This window comes from Knoellia sp. p5-6-4, assembly GCF_029222705.1.
In the GTDB taxonomy this organism is placed as follows: Bacteria; Actinomycetota; Actinomycetes; order Actinomycetales; family Dermatophilaceae; genus Pedococcus_A.
On sequence record NZ_JARGZF010000001.1, the window covers coordinates 1,886,123 to 1,907,886 of the forward strand.

Sequence of the window (21,764 nt, forward strand, 5' to 3'; positions counted from 1 at the left end):
GAGGACGCTCTGGGGGACGATGGGGGGAGCGCTCATCGCCGGCCTCCTGATTCGGTGGCCGCGATGCGGCGGGTGATGAGGAAGTTCACGAGGCTGATCAGCACGATCAGCAGGAAGAGCAGCCAGGCGACGGCCGCGGCCCGCCCGAAGTTCTGCTGGCCCCAGCCGGTCTGCCAGAGGAAGAGCGTGAGGGTCTGCCACTGCCGGTCCGCGCCGCCCTGGCCCGCCTGGTCGAACATGCGCGCCTCGTCGAAGATCTGCAGGCCGCCGATCGTCGAGGTGATGACGACGAAGATGATCGTGTTGCGCAGCAGCGGCACGGTGAGCGAGAAGAACGTGCGCACCCGCCCGGCCCCGTCGATGAGGGCCGCCTCGTAGTAGTCGCGGGGGATCGCCTGCATCGCCGCGAGGAAGATCAGGGCGTTGTAGCCGGTCCAGCGGAAGTTGACCATCGTGGCGATGGCCAGGTGGCTGGGGATGACGTCGACGTGCCAGCGGACGGGGTCGATGCCCACCAGGCCGAGGGCCTGGTTGATGAGGCCGAACCGGTCGCCGAAGAGGTCGTTGAAGATCAGGGCGACGGCCACGGGGGCGACGACGTAGGGCAGCAGCACGCCCATCCGCCAGAACGTGCGGCCCCGCAGGCTGGTGTCGAGGGCGGCGGCGATGAGGATGGCGAGGACGACCTGCGGCACGCTCGAGAGCAGGAAGATGCTCAGGGTGTTGCGCAGGCTGCGCCAGAAGTACTCCTGCTGGAGCACGGTGGCGTAGTTCTCGATCCCGACGAACTCGCCCCTGCCGCCGATGAGGTTCCAGTCGTGCAGCGACACGTAGGCGGTGTAGAGCAGCGGGAACAGCCCGACGAGGGCGAAGAGCAGGAAGAACGGGGAGATGTAGAGGTAGGGGGCGACGCGCGCGTCCCAGCGGCTCAGGCGCTGGCGCGCGGCCGACCGCCTCCGCGTCGCGAGGGGCAGGGCGTGGTCTGTCACGGGGGGTCTCCTTCGGTGGCGCCCGGGCGGCCGGTGTCTCACCGGCCGCCCGGGGCTGCCAGCCGGCTCAGCAGGTCAGCCGGAGCCGACCGCTCAGCCGAGGGCCTTGACGTCGGCCACGAAGCGGTCCCACGACTGGGCCGGCGTCATCGAGCCGTCCTCGACACGCGTCAGCGCCTGCTGCATCGCGTCGTTGATGGGGAAGTACTTCGCGCCCTTGTAGGGGGTCACGGTCACGGCCTTGGCGCGCTCGGCGAACAGCTGACCGGTCGGCGCGTTGTTGAAGAACGCGTTCTTGACGTTCGTGAGGTCAGCGCTCTCGAGCGCCTTGGTCTGGCTCGGGAAGGCGCCGACCTTGACGAAGGCCTTGATCTGCTGCTCCGGCGCGGTGAGCCAGGCCGCCAGCTTCTGTGCCTCGGCCTGGTTCTTGCTCTGGGTCGGCACGGTCAGGTAGGAGCCGCCCCAGTTGCCGCCGCCACCGGGGAAGGTGTTGGCGACGTCCCAGCCCTTGACGCCCTTGGCGTTGCCCTCGATGACACCGAGCATCCAGCCCGGGCAGAGCATCGTGGCGAAGCCGTCCTTCTGGAAGCTGGCCACCCAGTCGTCGCTCCACTGCTGCAGGCCGGCCGAGAGGCCCTCCTCCTTGCCGGCCTTGACGACGGCGTCGAAGGTCTTGCGGACCTCGGGGTTCGTCGTCGCGATGATCGAGCCGTCGTCCTTCTTCTCGTAGGTCGACTCGACCTGGTTGATCATGCCCTGGTAGGTCGCGCCCATGGAGTCGAACCAGGGCACGTCGGTCTTGGCCTTGAACTGGCGGCCGGCGGCGAAGTAGCTGTCCCACGAGTCGCCGAGCAGCTGCGCGACGGCCTCGCGGTCACTGGGGAGCCCGGCCTTGGCGAAGAGGTCCGACCGGTAGCAGATCGCCTCCGGGCCGCTGTCGGTGCCGTAGCCGATGAGGCGGCCCTTGGCGTCGGTGGCGGCAGCGGTCTTCCAGTCGAGCCAGCGACCCTGCACGTCGTCGGACTTGAGGTCCTTGAACTTCGAGGAGTACTGCATGAGCTCGGGCAGCCAGTCGACCTCGACGGCCTCGATGTCGCTCAGCCCGCTGCCCGCGGCGAGGCGGGTGTTGAGGTTGTCGCGGGCCTCGTTGGTCGTGGCCGCCTTCTTGTGCTTGATGGTGACGTTGGGGTTGAGCTTCTGGTACTCGGTGAGGAGGTCCTCGTAGCCGAACTGGTTGAAGGTGGCCACGGTCAGGGTGACCTTCTTGGTGCCGGTCTGGGCTTCGGCGGAGGAGTCCTCCGTGCCGCACGCGCTGAGCGTGGCCAGCAGGCCGGCGGCGGTCACGGCGGCCAGCGGGGCGATTCGACGGTTGGGCATGAGAACTCCTTTGTCCTGACTCTGCGAGAGGCTTTGGGAGCGCTCTCATGTGTGAGAGCGCTCTCACGACGCACAGAGTGGAGCCTGAGGTGCCGTCCCGTCAAGAGCGCCCGCCGGATCCGGTGCGCAAGCGCGCATCGATCCCACCGGATGAGATCAGCGCACGACGAGGGCCAGCGCGGAGACCACCGTCGCGGCCAGCACGGCCTGGTCGAACCGGGCCTGGCTCAGCCGGCGCGCGGTGTGCAGGCCGGCCCATGCGCCCAGCAGCACCAGGGGCGCGAGCGCCAGCGTGCGCAGGAGTGTCTGGCTCGAGAAGAGCCCGAGCCCCGCGCTGAAGGGCACCTTGCAGAGGTTGACCCCGAAGAAGAACAGCGCGCCGGTGCCGAGGAAGCGCCGCTTCTCCACGCCCTGGGCGACGAGGTAGAGCGTCATGACCGCGCCGGCCGCGTTGGCGGTCATCGTGGCGAAGCCGGCGCCCAGGCCGGTGCCGATGGCCGCCGTGCGCGAGGAGCCGACGGTGTCGGTGTCGGGGGGTCTGCGCCGCACGAGGAGCTGCAGGCCGGCCATGACCAGCAGCAGCACGCCGATGGAGCGGCGCAGCACGGTGTCGTCGACGACGGCGAGGAAGGCGGCGCCGAGCACCAGGCCGGGGAGGACCGCGGGGATGAGCCGGCGCAGCAGCCTCCGGTCGGCGTCGTGCCGGTAGTGCCAGACGGCCACGAGGTCGCCCACGATGAGCAGCAGGAGGATCGCCGCGGTCGACTCGCGCGCGGGCATGACGCTGGCGAAGATCGCGATCGCGATGCTGGCCAGGCCCCCGATCGCGGTCTTGGCGTAGCCGATCAGCAGGGCGGCCACCCCCAGCAGCAGTGCGGCCGTCAGCGTCATCGTGACGGCACCGATGTGCTGGCCCGGACCACCAGCTCGGCCGCCTCGACGAGCTCTCTGGTGACCTGCGGGGTCGTCACGGCGGCGAGTCTAACGAGGGGTCCTCCGGGCGCCGGTCAGGCCACGAGGAGGCCGAGGCCCAGGGTCGTCAGGCTCACTGCGAGCAGGGCCGCGCCGGCGAAGACCAGGGCGATCAGCCGGTTGGGTCTGGTGCGCCCGGCGCCCATGGAGGAGAAGAAGAAGCCGCCCGGCATGAGCAGGGCGGCCACGGCCACCCCGGAGCGCGCCAGCCAGCCGAGGGCGCCGTCGAGCCCGCTCGCGTCGACGAAGGGTTGGCAGGCCAGGGCGAGAAGGAGCAGCACCCCCGCGTGGGCGTGGCCGGCGCGGGCGAACTTCTCCTGGAAGGGCGTCACCTCGGCCCGGCCGCGCACGATGCTGAGCAGGTAGAGGCCGCCGGTCTCGACCGTCACGAGGGACAGCAGGAGGATCCCGGCCAGGATGCGGCTCTCGTCGGACAGCATGACGTCTCCCTGGGATGCGGCATTGGATAGTGAACTCACCAACATTGGATAACCAACTATCCAATGTGTCAAGATCGGCCCATGTGGATGTCCGAGCTCTCCGAGCGCAGCGGCGTGCCGGTGGCGACGGTGAAGTTCTACCTGCGCGAGGGCCTGCTGCGGCCGGGCGAGGCGACCGGCGCAACCCGGGCGCGCTACGAGGAGCGGCACGTGGAGCGCCTGCGGCTCATCCGGGCGCTGGTCACCGTGGCCGGCATGAGCCTGGCCCGGGTGCGAGAGGTGCTCGAGGCCGTCGACGACGAGACCCGCCCGCTCGACGCAGCCATCGGCAGCGCCCACACCGCGCTCTCCCAGGAGCCGTCGGTCGAGCCGTCGGCCGGGTCGACGCAGCGGGTGGCGCGCCTCATCCGGAGCCGGCGCTGGCGGGTGGAGCCCGACGGGCGCCACGCCCGCGCCCTCGCCGCCGCGCTCGACGCCATGGACGCCGCCGGCCAGCCCCTGGGCGAGGAGGTGCTCGAGACCTACGTGCGCGCGGCTTCGGACATCGCCCGCGCCGACCTCGGTGGGCTGCGCGGCCTGGGCCGGGAGGAGGCGACGACGTTCGCCGTCCTCGGCACGTTGCTCACCGAGCCGGTGATCACCTCGCTGCGCCGGATGGCCCAGGAGGACCTCGCCCGCCGCAACCTCGGCCGCCACAGTCCTTCGCGCGGCTGAACCACAGCGCTCCCGCCCGACGGGGCACGGGTGGGTCCTCCGCCGTCCCGGCCTCACCCGAACCGGTGGACCTTGCCGCGTTCGGGAGTCAGCCGGACCCGGCGGCGGCTACTGTCCCCGGCAGTTCACGCAGGGGGAGCAGGGGGAGCAATGGAACAGGTTGTCGTGCCCGGCGTCGTCGAGGCGCCCGGGCAGAAGCCGGCGAGCAGGGTCAAGACGCTGGCTCTCGTGGGAGGACTCGTCGCCATCGTGGGCGGCACGGCAGTCGTCGGCGGGGGCTGGCTCGCGTTCAGCAGGCTCAACGGCGGCGGGCCGCAGCCGGAGAGCGTCCTGCCCGCAGACACCGTGGCCTTCGTCAAGTTCGACATGAACCCGTCGGCCGGCCAGAAGGTGGCCGCGGTGCGGTTCGCGCTGCGGTTCCCCGAGGCCAAGGGGAAGGTGACCGAGAGCTCCGACCTGCGCAAGGTCGCCTTCGAGAAGCTCCAGGAGGACGGCGAGTTCAAGGACCTCGACTACGCCACCGAGGTGGCGCCCTGGCTGGGCGAGCGGTTCGCGGTCGGGGTGCTGCCCGGGGCCGGCGCGAAGGAGGAGCCCATCGCGGTGATGGTGCTCGCCGTGACCGACGAGGACAAGGCCCGGGCGTCGCTGCCCAGGCTGACCGGGAAGTCCGACACCGCCTGCGGCGTGCGCGACGGCTTCGCGATCTGCAGCGAGGACAAGACCACCGTCACCGTGCTGACCGAGGCCGAGCAGTCGACCAGTCTCGCCGAGGCGCCGGGCTTCTCCTCCGACATGGAGGCCCTCGGCGAAAACGGCGTGGCCGCCGCCTGGGTCGACCTGAAGCAGGTGAGCAGCCTGGCCGACGAGGCCCGCATCGCCACCGGTCTGCTCGGTGCCCCGGTGCCTGATGCGCCGGCCGGCGGGCGGCTCGCCGTGGCGCTGCGGTTCGCAGGTCCGCACCTCGAGCTCGCCGGCCGGGTCATCGACATGCCGCTGTCGTGGCCGGAGAAGCGCGGCGGGGGGACCGGCGTGGGTGACCTGCCATCGGGGACGCTGGCGGCGTTCGGCCTCGACAGCGCCGGAGAGCAGGTCGCCTCGAGCCTGACGAGCCGGGAGGAGCTCAGCAAGGACCTCGAGGCGGCGGGGGCCGAGCTCGGCGTGAAGCTCCCCGAGGACCTGAAGACGGCCCTGGGCGACCGCGCCACCGTCGCCTACGGCGGCATGGACGGTGACGTCGTGAAGGTCGCCCTGCGCACCGGTGGCGACCCGGCTGCCGTCGGCCGCATGGTGACCGCCATGAACAAGGGCGGCGCCATGAGCGAGCCGGACCTCCACCAGAGCACCGCCGGGGGTGACCCGCTCGTCGCCACCACCGAGGGCTACGCGCGACAGGTGGCCGGCGGCAGCGGGCTCGGTGAGCAGCAGTCCTTCCGCGACGCGGTTCCCGGTGCCAAGGATGCCCGGGCCGTGCTCTACCTCGACATCGCGAGCCTGCTGAAGGAGCACGGCGACCTCGCCGGCGCCGAGCTGCGCCAGAACCTCCAGCCGTTCTCGGCTCTCGGGGTCAGCACCCGCGGCGAGGGCAAAACGGCCGAGTTCACGGTGCGCCTGACCACCCGCTGACGCCCTCAGTGACCGCCCAACCCCGCGAAAGTTGGCGGGAGGCAGGGCAGGATGCTGACGTGACCAGACAGGTGGCCGTGGCGGCGACCGGCCCCGTGGCCGTGCAGGCGGGGCTCGCGGCGGCGCGGGCCGGGGGCAATGCGGTCGACGCCGCGATCGCCTCGATGGTTGCCGCCATGAGCACCGAGCCGGGCATCGTGAGCGCGCTCGGCGGCGCGTTCGTCACCATCTGGCCGGCTGGCGGCGAGCCCGAGGTGATCGACGGCAACGTCGAGATGCCCGGCCGCGGGCAGCCGGCCGAGCGATTCGGCCAGGGCCTGCGCGAGTTCGACGTCGCCTACGGCGGCGGGATCACGCTGTATGCCGGCCACGGCTCGGTCGCCACGCCCGGCGCCTTCGCCGCCCTCGGACTCGGGCACGAGCGTCACGGGGCGGCTGCGTGGCGTGACGTGCTGGCGCCGACGTCGTCCGCCCTGCGCGATGGCTTCCACATCGGCGCCGCGGCCGCGAGCTACCTCGACATCACGGCCGACAGCGTCTTCGGCTGGGACGAGCACACGCGCCCGCTGGTCACCAGGGCTGACGGGTCTGCACTGCGCGGGGGCGACCTCGTGCGCTCACCCGATCTTGCCGACACGCTCGACCTCATCGGCGAGCAGGGCGCCCAGACGGTCTACACCGGCGAGCTGGCCGCGCGGATCGCGGCGGACTCCGTCGCCCGAGGTGGGCTGCTCACCGCAGCCGACCTCGCGGCATACCGGGCCCTCCTGCGAGAGCCGGTCACCCTGCGGCTCGGCGACTGGGAGGTGGCCACGAACCCGCCGCCCTCCATCGGCGGCCCCATGCTCGCGGTCATGCTCGGCGAGCTCGCCGGCCGCGCCGGGAGGGACTGGGGCGACGTCATCGAGATCCAGCGGCACGTGCTGTCGTACCGGCATCACGTGCACGACCTCTCCGAGGACCTCGAGGAGGACGGCTACGCCCTCCTCGAGACCGTGCAGCGCCATGGCCTGCCGGGGCTGCCCACCTCGTCGTCGACGGCCCACGTCTCGGCAGTCGACAGCGACGGGCGGGCCTGCGCCATCACGGCATCCAGCGGCTACGGGGCCGGGGCGACGGTGCCCGGCACGGGCCTGATGCTCAACAACTGCCTCGGCGAGCCGGAGCTCAACCGGCGCGGCCTGCACGCGCTGTCCCCCGGCACCCGGCTGGCCTCGAACATGGCGCCCTCCGTGGGTCGCAGCAAGGACGGCGGCACGCTGGCCATCGGCACACCGGGCGCCGACCGCATCACCACTGCCCTCATGCAGGTCCTCGCGCGATACTGTCTCATGGGCATCGGGCTGCAGGAGGCCATCGACCGGCCCCGGCTGCACGTGAGGGTGCTCGAGGACGGCTCGCACCGGCTCGAGCACGAGGACGACCCCGCGATGACCGACGCCGCTGCCCGGTCCGGGATGGAGACGGTGCGGCACCCGAGGCACTCGATGTTCTTCGGCGGCGTGGGTGCTGCGCACCGCGCCCCCGGAGGTGCGCTCAGCGCCGCCGCCGACCCGCGACGTGAGGCGGCGACCGGGGTCGGGTAACGGTGGTGGGAGGTCTCGATGGGCTACCGGCTTCTCGCGGACGCGGTGATGCTCGTCCACTTCACCTTCCTCGCCTTCGTGGTGGCAGGCGGCCTGCTGGCGTGGCGGTGGCCCTGGGTCATCTGGCCCCACGTCATGCTCGCGCTGTGGGGCTTCTCCACGATCGCCTTCTCGATCCGCTGCCCGCTCACCGACGTCGAGGACTGGGCCCGCGAGCGTGGGGGCCGTGAACCGCTGTCGGGCACCGGGTTCATCGACCACTACCTCGAGAACGTCGTCTACCCGCAGCGCTACACCCGCGCGATTCAGGCGGTGGCCGCCGCTGTGGTGCTCTTCTCGTGGGCCGGCCTCGCCGTTCGGCGCCGACGGCGGGCGCGGCTTCGCGCTAGCGAGCCGCCCCGGTGACCGCCCACTCGTCGCTGCGCACCCGCCACCAGAACAGCGCCCCCCGGATCGCCATGAACCCGGTGAAGGCCACCCACAGCGCCGCCAGCGCACGGGCCTGGCCCTCCACGTCCCCGTCACCCAGCAGGGCGCTCGCGCCGGCGTGCACCGCGAGGACCAGGGGCAGGTACAGCAGCAGCGTGGCGACCATGGCCTTGGCCAGCCAGCGGCCGTCCCCGGCGCCGATGAGCACTCCGTCGACGACGAACACGTAGCCCGACAGCGGTTGCCCGAGAGACACCACGACCAGCGCGGCGGCGAGCACCGAGCGCACCGCCTCGTCGTCGGTGAACAGCGCCGGCACGAGGGTGTGCACGGCCAGCAGGCCCGCGCCGAGCACCGCTCCGCCCCAGGTGCCCCACCGCACCATGGTCTCGGTTGCCGAGCGCGCGGCGTGCACGTCGCCCGCGCCCAGCGCCTTGCCGGTCAGCGCCTGCGCGGCGATCGCCAGCGCGTCGAGGGCGAAGACGAGGAAGGACCACACGGTCACCGCCACCTGGTGGGCCGCCAGCGGCACGTCGCCGAGGCCCGCGGCCACCCAGGTGGTGACCAGCAGGATGGTGCGCAGCGCCAAGGTGCGCACGAGCAGCGGTATGCCGGTCACGGCCGCACGCAGGACCCGTCCCGGATGGGGGTGCAGGTGCGCGTCGGCCCGCCTGGCATGGTGCACCAGCACCGCGACCAGCCCGGCCGCCATGCCGGTCTGCGCGATGACCGTTCCCCAGGCGGAGCCCGCGATGCCCCAGCCGAGGCCGTAGACCAGGAGGACGTTGAGGACGATGTTCGACGTGAAACCGGCCACGGACGCCACCAGCGGCGTGCGGGTGTCCTGCAGGCCGCGCAGCACCCCGGTCGCCGCGAGGGCGACGAGCATGGCGGGAATGCCCGCCGCCGAGACCCGCAGGTAGGTCGTGGCGTAGCCGAGGGCCGTGGGCGAGGCGCCGAAGAGCCGGCACAGGGGCTCGGCCGCGAGCGCGACGGCCACTGCCACGACGCCGCCGAGCAGCACCGCCAGCCAGGTGCCGTCGATGCCGGCCTCGACCGCCTCGCGCTGCGACCCCGCCCCGACCCGGCGCGCGACGATCGAGGTCGTGCCGTAGGCCAGGAACACGAACAGGTTTGCCGCGGTGAGCAGGGTGGCGCTGGCGACGCCGAGGCCGGCGAGCTGTCCGGTGCCGAGGTGGCCGATGATCGCCGAGTCGGCGAGCAGGAAGAGCGGCTCGGCGACGAGGGCCAGGAAGGCCGGCACGGCGAGCCGGATGATCTCGCGGCTCTGGTCACCGGCCCGCCACCTCAGCACCGGCCCACCGTAGCCGCGGCGTGGGTCGCCGCGACGGTGGGGACCGGACGCCGCACCGCGCCTCGGTCCCCTTCGGATGCGCCTACGCCCGGTTCGCCGCCCCGTTCAGTGCGGTGTCTCCCCCAGTGGTGCCCCAGCGCTCGCGCACGGTGCGCACGAAGGCGGTGAAGTCGCCGGCCATGTCGACCCCCTCGGGGTCCATCAACCACTGGATCTGCAGGCCGTCCATCGCGGCAACGGTCAGCCGGGCGATGTGCTCGACGGGGGCTTGCGGGTCGCAGGCGCCGTCGGCCTGGGCCTGCCGCAGCCCCGTGGTGATCAGGTCGACTGCGCTGCGGTGGTGCTCGCGCAGCCAGTCGTGCCCCGGGTGCTCCGCGTCGATGGCCTCCCCGGCCATGGCGGTGAACAGCCGCACGAACGGCTCGCGGTGGGTGTTGTGCTCGACCAGCGCGGCGATCCGCTCGAGCACCTCCCAGCCGCGCGCGTCGGCGCCGAGGTCGAGCGCGGCCATGTCCTGCTCGTCGCGCCGCTGCAGCACGCCGGCGAGCAGCAGCTCCTTGGACGGGAAGTGGTGCAGCAGCCCGGTCTGGCTCAGCCCGGCGGACTCGGCGACCGCGACCATCGAGGTGGCCCGGTAGCCGCGGTCGGCGAACAGCGTCGCCGCGGCGGCGAGGATCCGTTCCCGGGTGTCGGCGCCGTCGCCGCCGCGCGGGCGGCCGGGACGGCGGCGAGGGGCGCGGGGGGCGTTGCGCGTGGTCATGGTGGTGACTGTATGCCGCGTGTCCCCGCCGGCCTCCCGCGTCCCTTCGCCAGTGGTCAGAGCGCCAGCCGGTGACGGATGTCGCCGAGCCCGCGGGCGACCAGCAGCTCGCCGCCGTCGGCCAGGACCGACCACTGGCCGGCCGCGGTGTCCCAGCGGCGCCAGAGCCGGGCGTCGCAGTCGACCGTCACCGTGGCCGTGCCCCCGGCGGCCACCTCGGCGGCCGCCCAGCCCACCAGGCGCACCGGCTGGTCGGTCTCGGCCGGCTGCAGGTAGACCTGCACGACCTCGCGGGAGTCGCGCTCGCCGGTGTTGCCGACCGTCACCTCGACTCGAGGGGCACCGGCCGTCGTGGTGCCGGAGACCCGGGCCGTGGGGTAGTCCCAGGAGGCGTAGCCGAGGCCGTGCCCGAACCACCAGGCGGGCGCCTCGACGTGGCCGGCGGCGAAGCCGCGGTAGCCGACGAACGTCCCGTCGGTGTACTCGAGCCGCAGGTCCGTCGGCACGACCTCCCACGCCGGCGCGTCCTTGTCGGCCACCGGGTAGCTCGTGACCAGCCGCCCGGCCGGCTCGCGCACACCGAGCAGGGCGTCGGCCACCGCGTGGCCGCCCTCCTGGCCGGGCAGGCCGACCACGACGACGGCGTCGACGGCGTCGGCCCACGGCATGAGCACGGGGGTGGCGGCATTGACCACCACGACCGTGCGGTTGGCGACCTCGGCCACGGCCGCCACGAGTGCGTCCTGCGCACCGGGCAGGGCGAGAGTGTGCTTGTCGAGCGCCTCGGTCTCCTGCTCCTCGGTCAGCCCGACCACCACGACCGCCACGTCGGCGGCTCGGGCGGCCTCGACGGCTTTGGCGATGGTCTCCTCGGGAGGCGCCGGCACCAGCCGGGCCACCAGCGACTTCAGGCCCATGCCCGAGGCGATGATGTGGGAGAGCTGGTTGACCTCGCCGGTGGGTGCCGGCTGGGGCTCCGAGCGCACCAGGGTCACGGTGGCCTCGACGAGGGCACCCTCGGCCAGCTCGACCTCCTCGGTCCACGCGGGCGGCTTGAGCATCGACTCGCCGGGGTCGTAGCCCTCGGCGACGAGGGTGGTCGCGGCGATGTCGGCGCCGTCCACCCTCAGGGTCCAGGCGCCGACGCCGAGCGCGCCGAGCTGCGCGCGGCCGGCCTGGCTGACCCGGGCCGCGATGGTCACGGTCTCGACGGGCCGGGGGAACGAGTCGTCCCAGCCGACGCTGACGCTCGCGATGTCGCTGTGCGCGTCGCCGAGCAGTGCGCCGTCGGCGTCGTAGTGGCGCACCCGCACGCCGGCTCCGCCGGTCTCCGGGTCACGCAGCCACCCGGGGTCGGCGGCGACGGGGCGCTCGCGGACCTCGACCCCGTCGACGACGGTGAGGCGGTCGCCGATCGCGGCGCGGAGCCCCTCGGCGATGGAGACCTGGTAGGGCGGGTTGACCTGGGCCGAGCCGCCCCCCATGCAGACGGTCTCGACCCCGTGCCGGCCGACGAGGGCGAGGGTGCCCGCGCCCTCGGCGTCGAGGGGCAGCACGCCGCTGTTCTGCAGGACGACCATGCCGTCGGTGGCCAGGCGGCGCAGCTGGGCCCTGCGCTCCGGGGCGTCCGGGGCGGTCGACTGCGCCGGCCACTGGCGGTGCTGCCTAGGTCCGCCGAGTGCTCCGACCCGCTCCGCCAGGCGCAGCAGCCGGGTGACGTGCTCGTCGACGACCGACTCGGGCACCGCGCCGGACTCGACGTCGGCCACGAGAGCCTCGCCCCACGGACCGTCCGGTCCGGGCATGACCAGGTCGAGGCCGCCCAGCGCTGCGGGGGCGGAGGTCTTGGTGGCGAACCAGTCGCTCATGAGGAGGCCGTCCCAGCCCCACTCGTCCTTGACCACCTCGTTGTTGACGTGGTCCTGCTCGGTGGCTGCCACACCGTTGACGTCGTTGTAGGCCGCCATGATCGACCAGGGGTTCGACTCCTCGACGGCGATCTCGAACGGGAGGAGGTAGACCTCGCGCAGCGCCTCCTCCGAGACGACCGAGTTCATGTAGTTGCGCAGCGTCTCGGACTCGTTGGCCACGAGGTGCTTCAGGCAGGCGCCGATCCCCTTGTCCTGCAGGCCCTTCACATAGGCAGCGGCGAGCCTGCCCGTCAGCAAGGGGTCCTCGGAGTACTGCTCGAAGAGCCGTCCCCCGAGCGGCGAGCGGTGCAGGTTGATGGTCGGGCCGAGCACGACGTGGATGCGCTGGCGCTCGGCCTCCTCGGCGAGCATCTCGCCGACCTCGCGGGCGGTCTGCTCGTTCCAGGCCGAGGCGAGCACCGTGGCGTTGGGGAAGAGCGCGACCTTCTCGCCGCCGGTGAACTTCAGGCCGCGGACGCCGGTGGGGCCGTCGGAGAAGGCCATGGGCGCCAGGCCGATGCCCTCCTCGCCCCAGAGCGTGAACGCGGTCTCGCCGGTGAGCAGGCGCACCTTGGTGCGCAGGTCGAGCTTCGCCAGCAGCGCGGCATACGGGTTGTCGGTGGTCATGTCAGGTCACCTTCTGGAGGGGGCGCGGTGTCTGGCTACAGGACACCATCCACCATCCGATTTACAAATAGGCACTATTAACTATTTACTGCCTCGCGACCTGACCGGATCAGCGCCCGTGGGGTGGCGGTGCATCATGGCGGGGTGTCGACCATCGTCTTCGTCCACGCCCACCCCGACGACGAGGCGTCGCAGACGTCCGGCTCGATGGCCCGGGCGGTGGCCGAGGGGCACCGGGTCGTGGTCGTCTTCGCCACCCACGGCGACCACGGCGAGGTGGCGGACGACCTGGCTGACGGTGAGACCGTCGTCGACCGCCGGCGCCGGGAGGCGGCCGCCTCGGCGGAGGTGCTGGGCCTCCACCGCGTCGCCTGGCTCGGCTACGCCGACTCCGGGATGACCGGCTGGGAGCAGAACCACCACGACGGCTCCTTCTTCCTCGCCGACCTCGACGAGGCCGCCGGTCGCCTCGCCGCCCTGCTGGACGAGGAAGCCGCCGACGTCGTGGTCGGCTACGACTGGCACGGCGGCTACGGCCACCCCGACCACGTCAAGGTCCACCGCGTCGTGCACCGGGGAGCCGAGCTGGCGGCGGTGCGGCCGCGGGTGCTCGAGTCGACGATGAACCGAGACGTGCTGCGCCGGATGTTCGTGGCAGCGAAGGGGTCCGGAGCCGCGGACGAGGCGTGGAACCCGGACGCACCCATGGACGACGGCAACCCGTTCGGCACCCCGGAGGCGGAGATCCACTGGCAGGTCGACGTCAGCGACTACCTGCAGCACCGCAGGGCCGCGCTGGCCGCCCATGCGAGCCAGGCGACCGACGTGGGCTGGATGCTGGGCATGCCCGAGGAGGCGTTCGTGCTCATGTTCGGCACGGAGCACTACATCGAGCCCGGCCGCGGGCCTGGCCTGCGCTCAGGCTGGTTCCTCGACGGCTGACCCGCCGCGGTGCAGCGCCACGTGCTGGGCCGCCGTGACGGGGTCGCCGGCGAGCAGCTCGGCCCCGACGGCCTCGGCGAAGTGCCAGGTGGCGCCCTCGCCGGCGACCGCGAGGGGCGCGGCTTGAGCGAGCCTGGTCAGCTCCCAGCGGCGCGAGGCGAAGCGGTGGGGCGCGGTGGCAGCCAGCACCACGAGCTCCGGGGGGGACACGCGAGCGACCGCGATGAGGTCGTGCACCGGGGTGTGCGCCCCGAAGAAGCGGATCCGCCAGCCGCGTTGGTGCAGCACGATGCCGAACGCGAACAGGGGCAGGTCGTGCAGCTCCCCGGGTGGGCAGGCCAGCCACGCCACCGGGCCCTCGCCTCGGCTCCAGCCGCGGCTGAGCACCGTCAGGCGGCCCCGCACGACCTGGGTGGCGAAGTGCTCCTGCGCGACGCTGAGGGCGCCGCTGGCCCAGTCCTCACCGACTCCGTGCATGAGCGGGACGACCACGTCGCGCAGGGCTTCCTCGAGGGCGAGACCGGCGAAGCACCGGTCGAGCACCTCCTCGGCCCGCTCCTCGTCGAGGTCGCGGAAGGCGGTGGCGAGCTCCTGGCGCAGGCCGAGCACGTCGGCCGGTGCCCCCGGCGAGGGCGTGGCGAGAGTCCCCATTGGCGCAGCATACGTGTCGCCCGCCTCCTGGGCCGAGGCTCAGAGGTGCTTGAGGGCCTCCCGCCGCGACAGGCCCGACAGGCGTGGCCCCCAGCGATCGGCCTCGGAACGGACCCAGACCGGGTCCGTGCGGGCGTACTGCCGCAGCGCCCAGCCGATCGCCTTGCGGATCCAGAAGCTCGGGTCGTCGAGGTTGGGCTCGATGCACTCGCGCAGCAGGGCGGTGTCGGTGCGCTCACGGGCCTTGAGCTGGCAGATCACAGCGGCACGCCTCAGCCACACGTCGTCGGAGACGGCCCAGCCGCGCACCAGGGGCGACACGTCCCCCGGGTCGCGCAGCAGGATCGGACCCACCCGGTCGGAGGCCACGGGGTCCACGAGGTCCCACCACGCACCGGTCGTGACGAGGTGCTCGTAGAGCGGCAGGGCGCTCGCGTCCTGCCGGGTGCGGTAGGCCCGGTGCCCCGTCAGCGCGAGCGCGGCATACCTCTCCTCGCGGTGCGTGGCGTCGTCCCAGAGCTCGCGCACGGTCGCCTCCCACTCCTCCCGGCTGGCCATGCGGTATGCCGGGTCGGCCAGGATCGGGCGCAGCAGCGCCTTCAGGGCCGGGGAGCCGATGCCGTGGAAGGGCATCGAGGACTTCATGTAGGCCTGCTGGGCCCGGGCGCGCTCGGGGTCGCCCACCGCGGCGAGCACTTGGCGGATCTCGGTGACGAGATCGTGTCGGACCACCGCAACAGCATCGCGCAGCGGCCGCTGTCGGCCACACTGGGCCCGGTGCCCGCACGAGGCGGGTCGAGCGGGGAGGGGACCGACGTGGCCGAACCGGTGAGCCCGGGCGCGAGTGGGTCGACGCCGATGACCGAGCGCGTGTTCGGCCCGGACCGGCCGCCGGGCCCCATCGTGCGGCTGCCCACGTGGGTCAACGTGGTGCTCGTGCTGATCCTGCTCGCGTCGTGCGGCGGAGCGGGTGCCGCGTCGTCGTTCGAGTCCGACGCGGCCACCAAGGAGGACGTGCGCGACATGTGCCGGCTGCTGGGCGCGCTGGCGCAGAAGCAGGGGGTCGACCCCTATGCGGTGGTGGAGACCTCGGGGGGCTGGACCGCCTGCCGCGAGGGGCTGCAGCAGTAGGCAGGGCTACTCGACCGTGGCCGTGTCGGGTTCGAGGGCCAGGGCGATGGTCAGGTCGAGCACGGTGGCCGGGTCGTCGAGGGCGTCGCCGAACGCGTCGCGCACCTGACCCATGCGGTAGCGCACCGTCTGCGGGTGCACGTGCAGGTGGGCCGCGACCTGGTCGCGCCGGCCGTGGTGCAGCAGCCACGAGCGCAGTGTCTCCTCCAGGCGGGCACGGGGGCCGGGCTTCAACCCGTCGAGGGGGCGCAGCGCGGCCGCACGCAGGTCGGCCAGGGACTGGGGGTCGGCGGTGAGGACGAGCTCGGACAGGCGTGCCTCGGTGTCGAGCACGTCGGCGGTGTGCGGCAGGCGCCGCGCGCGCACGGCGCGTTGGTAGGACAGCCGGGCGTGTGCCCACGGCCGGGCCGGGCCGAGCACGGCCTGGCGCTGGTCGAGCAGCCGCGCGAGCCGCACCCGGTCGGGCCCGGCGCCGGCGGGCACCAGCAGCACGCTGAGGTCGTCCTCCTCCACGCCGGGGAGGTCGGTCGACACGTGGAGGGTGTGGGGGCCGAGGTGGCTGAGCACCGCGGCGGCGTGCCGCTGGGGCAGCAGCACCGCGGTGAGCGAATCGGGCGGCTGCCACGCGGCCTGCTCGGCAGCGGCCTCGAGAGTGGGCTCGTCCTCGCCCTGCAGGAGCATGGTGGCCAGGCGCTCGAGGTAGCGCTCGCGGACCCGGCCGGTCGTGGCGGTCTCGTCGCCGTGCCCGGCGACGCTGGCGGCCGAGAGCTCGTCGATGTAGGCGAACACCAGCTCGGCGAAGCGGCCCACGGTGGCCGCCGGCACGTCGCAGGCGACCGCGACCTCGGAGAAGTGCCGCCACGAGACCCGGGCGCCGATCCGGTAGGCGGCCAGCAGCGCGTCGACGGACCGGCCGCTGCGGGCCTCGCCGCGCCCGAGGTCGTAGGCGGCGGCCGTGCTCTTGGCGATGGGCACCGCCGGGTCGGTGACGTCCCCGCGGGCCGCCATGCTGAGGAAGTTGGCCAGGGCCAGCTGCACCGCTCGACGGATGGTCTGGCCCATGGTGCCGGTGAGGGCGCCGGCGTAGCTGGGCACCTCCACCATGATCGTCTCGACGGCCTCGTCGGCGGCCGCGGCCACCGCTGCGGTGAGCTGCAGCCGGGTCGCGTCGTCGAGGTCGAGCAGGGCGGCCTGCCCCACCACGCGGTCGGCGGCTTCGCTCATTTCACACTCCAAGAACAAAAAAGACGCGCGGATTCACATCGTGTGGTCAGGATTCTAGCGCTGGACGAGCGGATAGTAGGTGGGGTGAGTACTCCCACCGCAGCCCCCCAGCGAGCGACCCTCGCCTCTCGGGCCCTGCGGGTCGCCGAGATGGTGACGACCCCGCTGCTGCCCGCCGACTACCTCGACCTCATCAACCCGCTGCGCGCCGGCGCCGACCTGCGCGGTCGCATCGTCGCCGTGCGCCGCGAGACGGCCGACGCGGTCACCCTGGTGATCCGCCCCGGCCGTGGCTGGCGCGGGCACGTCCCGGGTCAGTACATCCGCATCGGCGTCGACGTCGACGGTGTGCGCCAGTGGCGCGCCTACTCGCTGACCTGCCCGGCGTCCGCCCCCGAGGGCCTGATCTCCGTCACGGTCAAGGCGATCCCCGACGGGAAGGTCAGCACCCACCTCGTCCGCCGCACGCAGCCCGGCACGATGATCATGCTCGACCAGGCCAAGGGCGACTTCGTGCTGCCGGACACCCGCCCCGAGCGCGTCCTCTTCCTCACCGCGGGCAGTGGCATCACGCCCGTGATGGGCATGCTGCGCAACCACCTCGACGAGCTCGCCGACGTCGTCGTCCTGCACTCCGCGCCCACCCCGGCCGACGTCGTGTTCGGCGCCGAGCTGCGCGAGCTGGCCGCCCAGGGGCGGATCACGCTCATCGAGCAGCACACCGACGCCCACGGCCTCCTCGACCTCGCCGCGCTGGCGAGCCGCGTGCCCGACTGGGCCGACCGGCACACCTGGGCCTGTGGTCCCACCGGGATGCTCGACGCCGCCCAGGAGCACTGGGCCGCCGCCGGCATCGGCGACCGACTCCACACCGAGCGCTTCCGCCCCACCGTGGTCGCCGCCGGCGAGGGCGGCACGGTCGCCTTCGCCCAGCAGGGCCACGTCGTCGAGGCCGACGGCGCCACCCCGATCCTCGACGCGGGCGAGGAGGCCGGCGTCCTCATGCCGTCGGGCTGCCGCATGGGCATCTGCTTCGGCTGCGTCGTGCCGCTGCGCGACGGCGCCGTCCGCGACCTGCGCAACGGCGAGCTCACCACCGCCACCCCCGAAACCCCTGTCCCCATCCAGACCTGCGTGTCGGCCGCGGCCGGCCCCTGCGAGATCGAGCTCTGAGGAGAGACATGACCGCCACCGCTGAGACCTACGACCTCACCATCGACGGCTCCGCCGCCGGCACCCCCCAGGCGCCCGCATCGACCACGCCCCGCAGGACCAACAGCCGCCTCTCGGTCGTCACCACCGAGCGCCGCCACGCGCCCAAGCCCTCGGGCAAGCCCGACCCGGTCGCCCACCTGAGCGCCGAGGACGTCGAGGAGCTCGGCCGCGAGCTGGACGCCCTCCGCCAGGAGGTGCTCGGTTCGCGCGGAGCCAGCGACGCGGCATACATCCGCAAGGTCATCAAGACGCAGCGCTGGCTCGAGATGGGCAGCCGCGGGGTGCTGCTCTTCTCGATCTTCCCGCCGGCCTGGCTGGTGGGCACCGCCGGCCTGTCGGTCGCCAAGATCCTCGAGAACATGGAGATCGGGCACAACGTCATGCACGGCCAGTGGGACTGGATGCGTGACCCGAAGATCCACTCGACGACGTGGGAGTGGGACAACGCCTCCCCGTCGGAGTTCTGGAAGCACAGCCACAACGAGCTGCACCACACCTACACCAACGTCATCGGCCGCGACAACGACCTCGGCTACGGCATCATGCGCGTCGACGAGGACCAGAAGTGGGTGCCGGCCTACCTCGGGCAGCCGCTCTACAACTTCCTCAACATGCTGGTTTTCGAGTACGGCATCGCCGCCTACGACCTCGAGCTCGGCGCCTACGTCAAGGGCCGCGGCAAGGACAGGGAGACCTTCCGCCGCGACGCCAAGAAGGTGCTGCGTAAGATCGGTCGCCAGGCCCGGCGCGACTACGTCCTGCACCCGCTGCTGTCGGGCCCGTCGTTCCTGCACACGATCGCGGCGAACGCGGTGGCCAACCTCGTGCGCAACGTGTGGACCCACTCGGTGATCATGTGCGGCCACTTCCCCGAGGGCGTCGAGACCTTCGCCAAGGCCTCGATCGAGGGGGAGACCCGTGGCGAGTGGTACCTGCGCCAGATGCTCGGCTCGGCCAACATCAGCGGCTCCAAGGCCATGCACGTCATGACCGGCAACCTCTCGCACCAGATCGAGCACCACCTCTTCCCCGACCTGCCGAGCAACCGGTACGGCGAGATCGCGCCGAGGATCCGCGAGATCAGCGAGCGCTACGGCATCAGCTACACGACCGGCTCGCTGCCCCGCCAGGTCGCCTCGGCGTGGAAGCAGGTCGTCGTGCTGTCGCTGCCAAACCCGCAGCCGGGCCGCACCCGGGTCGGCATCGCCGCCGAGGCGGTGGGCAAGCGGGTGCGGCGCCGCCTGCGCGGCGTGACCGGTATGCCGCGGGCCCGCCAGGGGGCTCGCGGCTGACCCTCCGTGCCCGGCGGTCCTGGATCCAGGGGGGTCAGGCCACGCCGTAGCGCTCCCGGGCTCGGGCGCGCGCCTTGGCGGCCTCGTCCTCGCGGTTCTTGGGCGGGGCCGCCGTCGTGAGGTGCTCGAGCAGGTGCTGGGTCGCGTGGGCGACCGCATCGACGGCCTCGTCGAAGGCCGTCTGGTTGGCCTGCGACGGCCGCGTGCTCCCGCTCACCTTCCGGACGTACTGCAGGGCTGCGGCCCGCACCTCGTCGTCGGTGGCCGGCGGCTCGAAGTTGTGGAGCTGGCGGATGTTGCGGCACATGCCGTCAGGCTACGCCCGAGCGGTCGACCGCCTGCCCGGAAACTGTGGATGCTAACCGATCGAGCTCATGCAAAAGACGTAGTTCGGCCAAACCCCGCCGAAGAACGAGACTTGTGGACAACCCCGCCCGGGCGACTGGCCAACTTCTTTTGATCCACAGCCAGTGGACGGCGTTTTCGCAGGTCAGAGTGGGTGGATCCGATCCGCCCCCCAGAAATCCACAGGACTTTCCCGAGGCTGTGCACAAGCGGCGTCGGCGTGGTGCACAGGTTGTCCACCGGATGTCCACAGGACGTGTTTGGGTCCGCCCCCTGCAGGGCCGTACCGTGACGCGATCACAGGTGTGTCGGGGGCTGTCTCGGGCCTGTCAGCGGCCAGTGGTTCACTGACTGCACGTGACCGTTCGACCAGGTATGTAGGGGATTCACCAGTGTCCATCGCGGAGTTGAGCACCAGCGCCTTCGGGTCGGCCCACGACGGCCCACCCGACGAGCGGGTGCCCCCGCAGGACCTCCACGCCGAGCAGTCCGTGCTCGGCGGCATGCTGCTGTCGAAGGACGCCATCGCCGACTGCGTCGAGTCGCTCAGGGGTGCCGACTTCTACCGTCCCGCCCACGAGCTGATCTACGACGCGATCCTCGACCTCTACGGACGCGGCGAACCGGCTGACGCGATCACCGTCTCCGACGAGCTGAGCAAGCGCGGCGACCTGCAGCGGATCGGCGGGCAGGCCTACCTCCACCAGCTCATCCAGGCGGTCCCCACCGCGGCCAACGCCGGCTACTACGCCCAGATCGTCGCCGAGCGCGCGGTCCTCCGCCGCCTCGTGGAGGCCGGCACCCGAATCGTGCAGCTCGGCTACCAGCAGGGTGGCGGCGACGTCGAGGAGATCGTCAACGCCGCGCAGGCCGAGGTCTACGCCGTCGCCGACAAGCGCGGTGGCGAGGACTACGCGGCGCTCGGCGACGTGCTCGAGCAGACCCTCAACGAGATCGAGGTCGCCTCGGGTCGCACCGACGAGATGATCGGCGTGCCCACCGGGTTCATCGAGCTCGACGAGCTGACCCACGGCCTGCACCCCGGCCAGATGATCGTCATCGCGGCGAGACCAGCCGTCGGCAAGAGCACGATCGGAATGGACATCGCGCGGGCCGCAGCGATCCGCCACAAGCAGGCGACCGCCATCTTCTCCCTGGAGATGAGCCGCACCGAGATCACCATGCGAGTCCTCTCGGCTGAGGCCCAGATCCAGCTGCAGGACCTCCGCAAGGGCACCTTGGGCGATGCCGGCTGGCAGAAGCTCGCGCGCATCATGGGCCAGATCTCCGAGTCACCCCTCTTCATCGACGACTCGCCCAACATGTCGCTGATGGAGATCCGGGCCAAGTGCCGTCGCCTGAAGCAGCAGCACAACCTCAAGCTCGTCGTGATCGACTACCTCCAGCTGATGTCCTCCGGCAAGAAGGTCGAGTCGCGCCAGCAGGAGGTCTCGGAGTTCTCTCGAGCCCTCAAACTGCTTGCCAAGGAGCTCGAGGTGCCCGTCATCGCGATCTCGCAGCTGAACCGTGGCCCGGAGCAGCGAACCGACAAGCGCCCGCAGATGTCCGACCTTCGTGAAAGTGGCAGCATCGAGCAGGACGCCGACATGGTGATCCTGCTGCACCGCGACAAGTCGGACCCCTCACGCGAGGGCGAGGCCGACGTCATCGTGGCCAAGCACCGTAACGGCCCCACCAAGGACATCGTCCTGGCCTTCCAGGGGCACTACAGCCGCTTCGCGAACATGGCGAACGACTTCGGCTGATTCCTGTCGGCCTGCCGAGGCTCGTTCCTGACCACGACCGGTCGACGATCTCCTAGGCAGGCGGAGCAACCGTGGCGTCGGCCTGGCCTGCACGACGCAGGGAGTCGGAGACGAAACCGCTGGCCTTGAGGTCCTCGACGACCTCGCGGAGAAACGCGATGGTCTCGGCCCGGCGGGTCTTCGTGGTGCCCACGGCCTGCTGGATCTGCATGAAGCGCTCGTCGACCAGGCGCAGGTCGGGGTGCGTGTTGACGAAAGCCGTCATGGGTTGGCGAATCCCTGCCGCCAGGTCCAGCCCCTCGTCGAGGAACACGTCGACGCCCTCCTCGCCCCGGACCACGGTGGCGTGCCGGAGCGTGCGGGACAGGAAGAGGTCGGGGCAGCCGCACCGCGAGCTTTCGCGACCCGGGCGGCCACATCTGGGAGATCGCGCAGTCCGCCTGACGGCCTGCCGCT

Annotated in this window: 21 protein-coding genes; 9 read left to right on the forward strand and 12 right to left on the reverse strand. The window is 72.2% G+C overall.

Annotation, left to right across the window (positions count from 1 at the left end):
- Window positions 1-32: 32 nt before the first annotated feature.
- The 4 genes from P2F65_RS09165 to P2F65_RS09180 form a co-directional block, all read right to left on the reverse strand.
- On the reverse strand, window positions 33-989 hold the full coding sequence (locus P2F65_RS09165) for a sugar ABC transporter permease (RefSeq protein ID WP_275806153.1): 957 nt from the start codon (window positions 987-989) through the stop codon (window positions 33-35).
- 93 nt (window positions 990-1,082) lie between these two features.
- A complete protein-coding gene (locus P2F65_RS09170) occupies window positions 1,083-2,366 on the reverse strand; it encodes an ABC transporter substrate-binding protein (RefSeq protein WP_275806154.1) in 1,284 nt (427 codons plus the stop codon).
- A gap of 156 nt (window positions 2,367-2,522) precedes the next feature.
- A complete protein-coding gene (locus P2F65_RS09175; protein ID WP_275806155.1) occupies window positions 2,523-3,257 on the reverse strand; it encodes a sulfite exporter TauE/SafE family protein in 735 nt (244 codons plus the stop codon).
- Between the two features lie 116 nt (window positions 3,258-3,373).
- On the reverse strand, window positions 3,374-3,817 hold the full coding sequence (locus tag P2F65_RS09180; RefSeq protein WP_275806156.1) for a hypothetical protein: 444 nt from the start codon (window positions 3,815-3,817) through the stop codon (window positions 3,374-3,376).
- A gap of 42 nt (window positions 3,818-3,859) precedes the next feature.
- On the opposite strand from P2F65_RS09180, the gene P2F65_RS09185 reads away from it, so the two are divergent.
- The 4 genes from P2F65_RS09185 (at window position 3,860) to P2F65_RS09200 (ending at window position 8,106) form a co-directional block, all read left to right on the forward strand.
- Complete coding sequence (locus P2F65_RS09185; RefSeq protein WP_275806157.1) at window positions 3,860-4,492, forward strand: MerR family transcriptional regulator; 633 nt, start codon at window positions 3,860-3,862, stop codon at window positions 4,490-4,492.
- A gap of 150 nt (window positions 4,493-4,642) precedes the next feature.
- Window positions 4,643-6,115 (forward strand): DUF3352 domain-containing protein, encoded by a 1,473-nt coding sequence (locus P2F65_RS09190; RefSeq protein ID WP_275806158.1) that lies wholly within the window; start codon window positions 4,643-4,645, stop codon window positions 6,113-6,115.
- 59 nt (window positions 6,116-6,174) lie between these two features.
- On the forward strand, window positions 6,175-7,701 hold the full coding sequence (locus P2F65_RS09195; protein WP_275806159.1) for a gamma-glutamyltransferase: 1,527 nt from the start codon (window positions 6,175-6,177) through the stop codon (window positions 7,699-7,701).
- Between the two features lie 18 nt (window positions 7,702-7,719).
- Window positions 7,720-8,106 (forward strand): DUF2784 domain-containing protein, encoded by a 387-nt coding sequence (locus tag P2F65_RS09200; protein WP_275806160.1) that lies wholly within the window; start codon window positions 7,720-7,722, stop codon window positions 8,104-8,106.
- Here the strand turns inward: P2F65_RS09200 and P2F65_RS09205 are convergent.
- The 3 genes from P2F65_RS09205 to P2F65_RS09215 form a co-directional block, all read right to left on the reverse strand.
- On the reverse strand, window positions 8,087-9,445 hold the full coding sequence (locus P2F65_RS09205) for an MATE family efflux transporter (protein WP_275806161.1): 1,359 nt from the start codon (window positions 9,443-9,445) through the stop codon (window positions 8,087-8,089). The genes P2F65_RS09200 and P2F65_RS09205 overlap by 20 nt on opposite strands.
- Before the next feature lie 82 nt (window positions 9,446-9,527).
- A complete protein-coding gene (locus P2F65_RS09210) occupies window positions 9,528-10,205 on the reverse strand; it encodes a TetR/AcrR family transcriptional regulator (protein WP_275806162.1) in 678 nt (225 codons plus the stop codon).
- A gap of 56 nt (window positions 10,206-10,261) precedes the next feature.
- On the reverse strand, window positions 10,262-12,742 hold the full coding sequence (locus tag P2F65_RS09215) for a glycoside hydrolase family 3 C-terminal domain-containing protein (protein WP_275806163.1): 2,481 nt from the start codon (window positions 12,740-12,742) through the stop codon (window positions 10,262-10,264).
- A 144-nt stretch (window positions 12,743-12,886) separates the two neighbouring features.
- Here P2F65_RS09215 and P2F65_RS09220 point away from each other — a divergent pair, with 144 nt between their 5' ends.
- Window positions 12,887-13,684 carry a PIG-L family deacetylase gene (locus P2F65_RS09220; protein ID WP_275806164.1) on the forward strand — a complete coding sequence of 266 codons (798 nt, stop codon included), beginning with the start codon at window positions 12,887-12,889 and terminating at the stop codon, window positions 13,682-13,684.
- Here the strand turns inward: P2F65_RS09220 and P2F65_RS09225 are convergent.
- Entirely contained in the window at window positions 13,661-14,335 is a 675-nt protein-coding gene (locus tag P2F65_RS09225; protein ID WP_275806165.1) for a B12-binding domain-containing protein, read from the reverse strand. The two genes, P2F65_RS09220 and P2F65_RS09225, sit on opposite strands and share 24 nt — an antisense overlap.
- Window positions 14,336-14,374: 39 nt before the next feature.
- Window positions 14,375-15,067 carry a DNA alkylation repair protein gene (locus P2F65_RS09230; protein WP_275806166.1) on the reverse strand — a complete coding sequence of 231 codons (693 nt, stop codon included), beginning with the start codon at window positions 15,065-15,067 and terminating at the stop codon, window positions 14,375-14,377.
- Between the two features lie 45 nt (window positions 15,068-15,112).
- On the opposite strand from P2F65_RS09230, the gene P2F65_RS09235 reads away from it, so the two are divergent.
- A complete protein-coding gene (locus tag P2F65_RS09235; protein WP_275806167.1) occupies window positions 15,113-15,466 on the forward strand; it encodes a hypothetical protein in 354 nt (117 codons plus the stop codon).
- A gap of 6 nt (window positions 15,467-15,472) precedes the next feature.
- Here P2F65_RS09235 and P2F65_RS09240 read toward each other — a convergent pair whose 3' ends face one another.
- Window positions 15,473-16,690, reverse strand: coding sequence for a helix-turn-helix domain-containing protein (locus P2F65_RS09240; protein ID WP_275806168.1), 1,218 nt, complete (start codon window positions 16,688-16,690; stop codon window positions 15,473-15,475).
- A gap of 84 nt (window positions 16,691-16,774) precedes the next feature.
- On the opposite strand from P2F65_RS09240, the gene P2F65_RS09245 reads away from it, so the two are divergent.
- Entirely contained in the window at window positions 16,775-17,863 is a 1,089-nt protein-coding gene (locus P2F65_RS09245; RefSeq protein WP_275806169.1) for a ferredoxin reductase, read from the forward strand.
- A gap of 8 nt (window positions 17,864-17,871) precedes the next feature.
- Window positions 17,872-19,197, forward strand: a complete 1,326-nt coding sequence (locus tag P2F65_RS09250; protein ID WP_275806170.1) for an acyl-CoA desaturase — start codon at window positions 17,872-17,874, stop codon at window positions 19,195-19,197.
- Window positions 19,198-19,231: 34 nt separating this feature from the next.
- Here P2F65_RS09250 and P2F65_RS09255 read toward each other — a convergent pair whose 3' ends face one another.
- Window positions 19,232-19,504 carry a DUF2277 domain-containing protein gene (locus P2F65_RS09255; RefSeq protein ID WP_275806171.1) on the reverse strand — a complete coding sequence of 91 codons (273 nt, stop codon included), beginning with the start codon at window positions 19,502-19,504 and terminating at the stop codon, window positions 19,232-19,234.
- A 445-nt stretch (window positions 19,505-19,949) separates the two neighbouring features.
- On the opposite strand from P2F65_RS09255, the gene dnaB reads away from it, so the two are divergent.
- The gene (gene dnaB, locus P2F65_RS09260; protein ID WP_275807363.1) at window positions 19,950-21,308 is read left to right on the forward strand and encodes a replicative DNA helicase; all 1,359 of its coding nucleotides are present in this window, start codon (window positions 19,950-19,952) and stop codon (window positions 21,306-21,308) included.
- 52 nt (window positions 21,309-21,360) lie between these two features.
- Here dnaB and P2F65_RS09265 read toward each other — a convergent pair whose 3' ends face one another.
- The gene (locus P2F65_RS09265; RefSeq protein ID WP_275806172.1) at window positions 21,361-21,648 is read right to left on the reverse strand and encodes a hypothetical protein; all 288 of its coding nucleotides are present in this window, start codon (window positions 21,646-21,648) and stop codon (window positions 21,361-21,363) included.
- Window positions 21,649-21,764 lie beyond the last annotated feature (116 nt).

What these genes read in the sequence shown, in the direction of transcription:
- P2F65_RS09175 (WP_275806155.1), bottom strand. Translation starts at nt 3,257, where the DNA reads ATGACGCTGACGGCCGCACTGCTGCTGGGGGTGGCCGCCCTGCTGATC.
- P2F65_RS09170 (WP_275806154.1), bottom strand. Translation starts at nt 2,366, where the DNA reads ATGCCCAACCGTCGAATCGCCCCGCTGGCCGCCGTGACCGCCGCCGGC.
- P2F65_RS09240 (WP_275806168.1), bottom strand. Translation starts at nt 16,690, where the DNA reads ATGAGCGAAGCCGCCGACCGCGTGGTGGGGCAGGCCGCCCTGCTCGAC.
- P2F65_RS09255 (WP_275806171.1), bottom strand. Translation starts at nt 19,504, where the DNA reads ATGTGCCGCAACATCCGCCAGCTCCACAACTTCGAGCCGCCGGCCACC.
- P2F65_RS09210 (WP_275806162.1), bottom strand. Translation starts at nt 10,205, where the DNA reads ATGACCACGCGCAACGCCCCCCGCGCCCCTCGCCGCCGTCCCGGCCGC.
- P2F65_RS09225 (WP_275806165.1), bottom strand. Translation starts at nt 14,335, where the DNA reads ATGGGGACTCTCGCCACGCCCTCGCCGGGGGCACCGGCCGACGTGCTC.
- P2F65_RS09185 (WP_275806157.1), top strand. Translation starts at nt 3,860, where the DNA reads ATGTGGATGTCCGAGCTCTCCGAGCGCAGCGGCGTGCCGGTGGCGACG.
- P2F65_RS09250 (WP_275806170.1), top strand. Translation starts at nt 17,872, where the DNA reads ATGACCGCCACCGCTGAGACCTACGACCTCACCATCGACGGCTCCGCC.
- P2F65_RS09190 (WP_275806158.1), top strand. Translation starts at nt 4,643, where the DNA reads ATGGAACAGGTTGTCGTGCCCGGCGTCGTCGAGGCGCCCGGGCAGAAG.
- P2F65_RS09200 (WP_275806160.1), top strand. Translation starts at nt 7,720, where the DNA reads ATGGGCTACCGGCTTCTCGCGGACGCGGTGATGCTCGTCCACTTCACC.
- P2F65_RS09215 (WP_275806163.1), bottom strand. Translation starts at nt 12,742, where the DNA reads ATGACCACCGACAACCCGTATGCCGCGCTGCTGGCGAAGCTCGACCTG.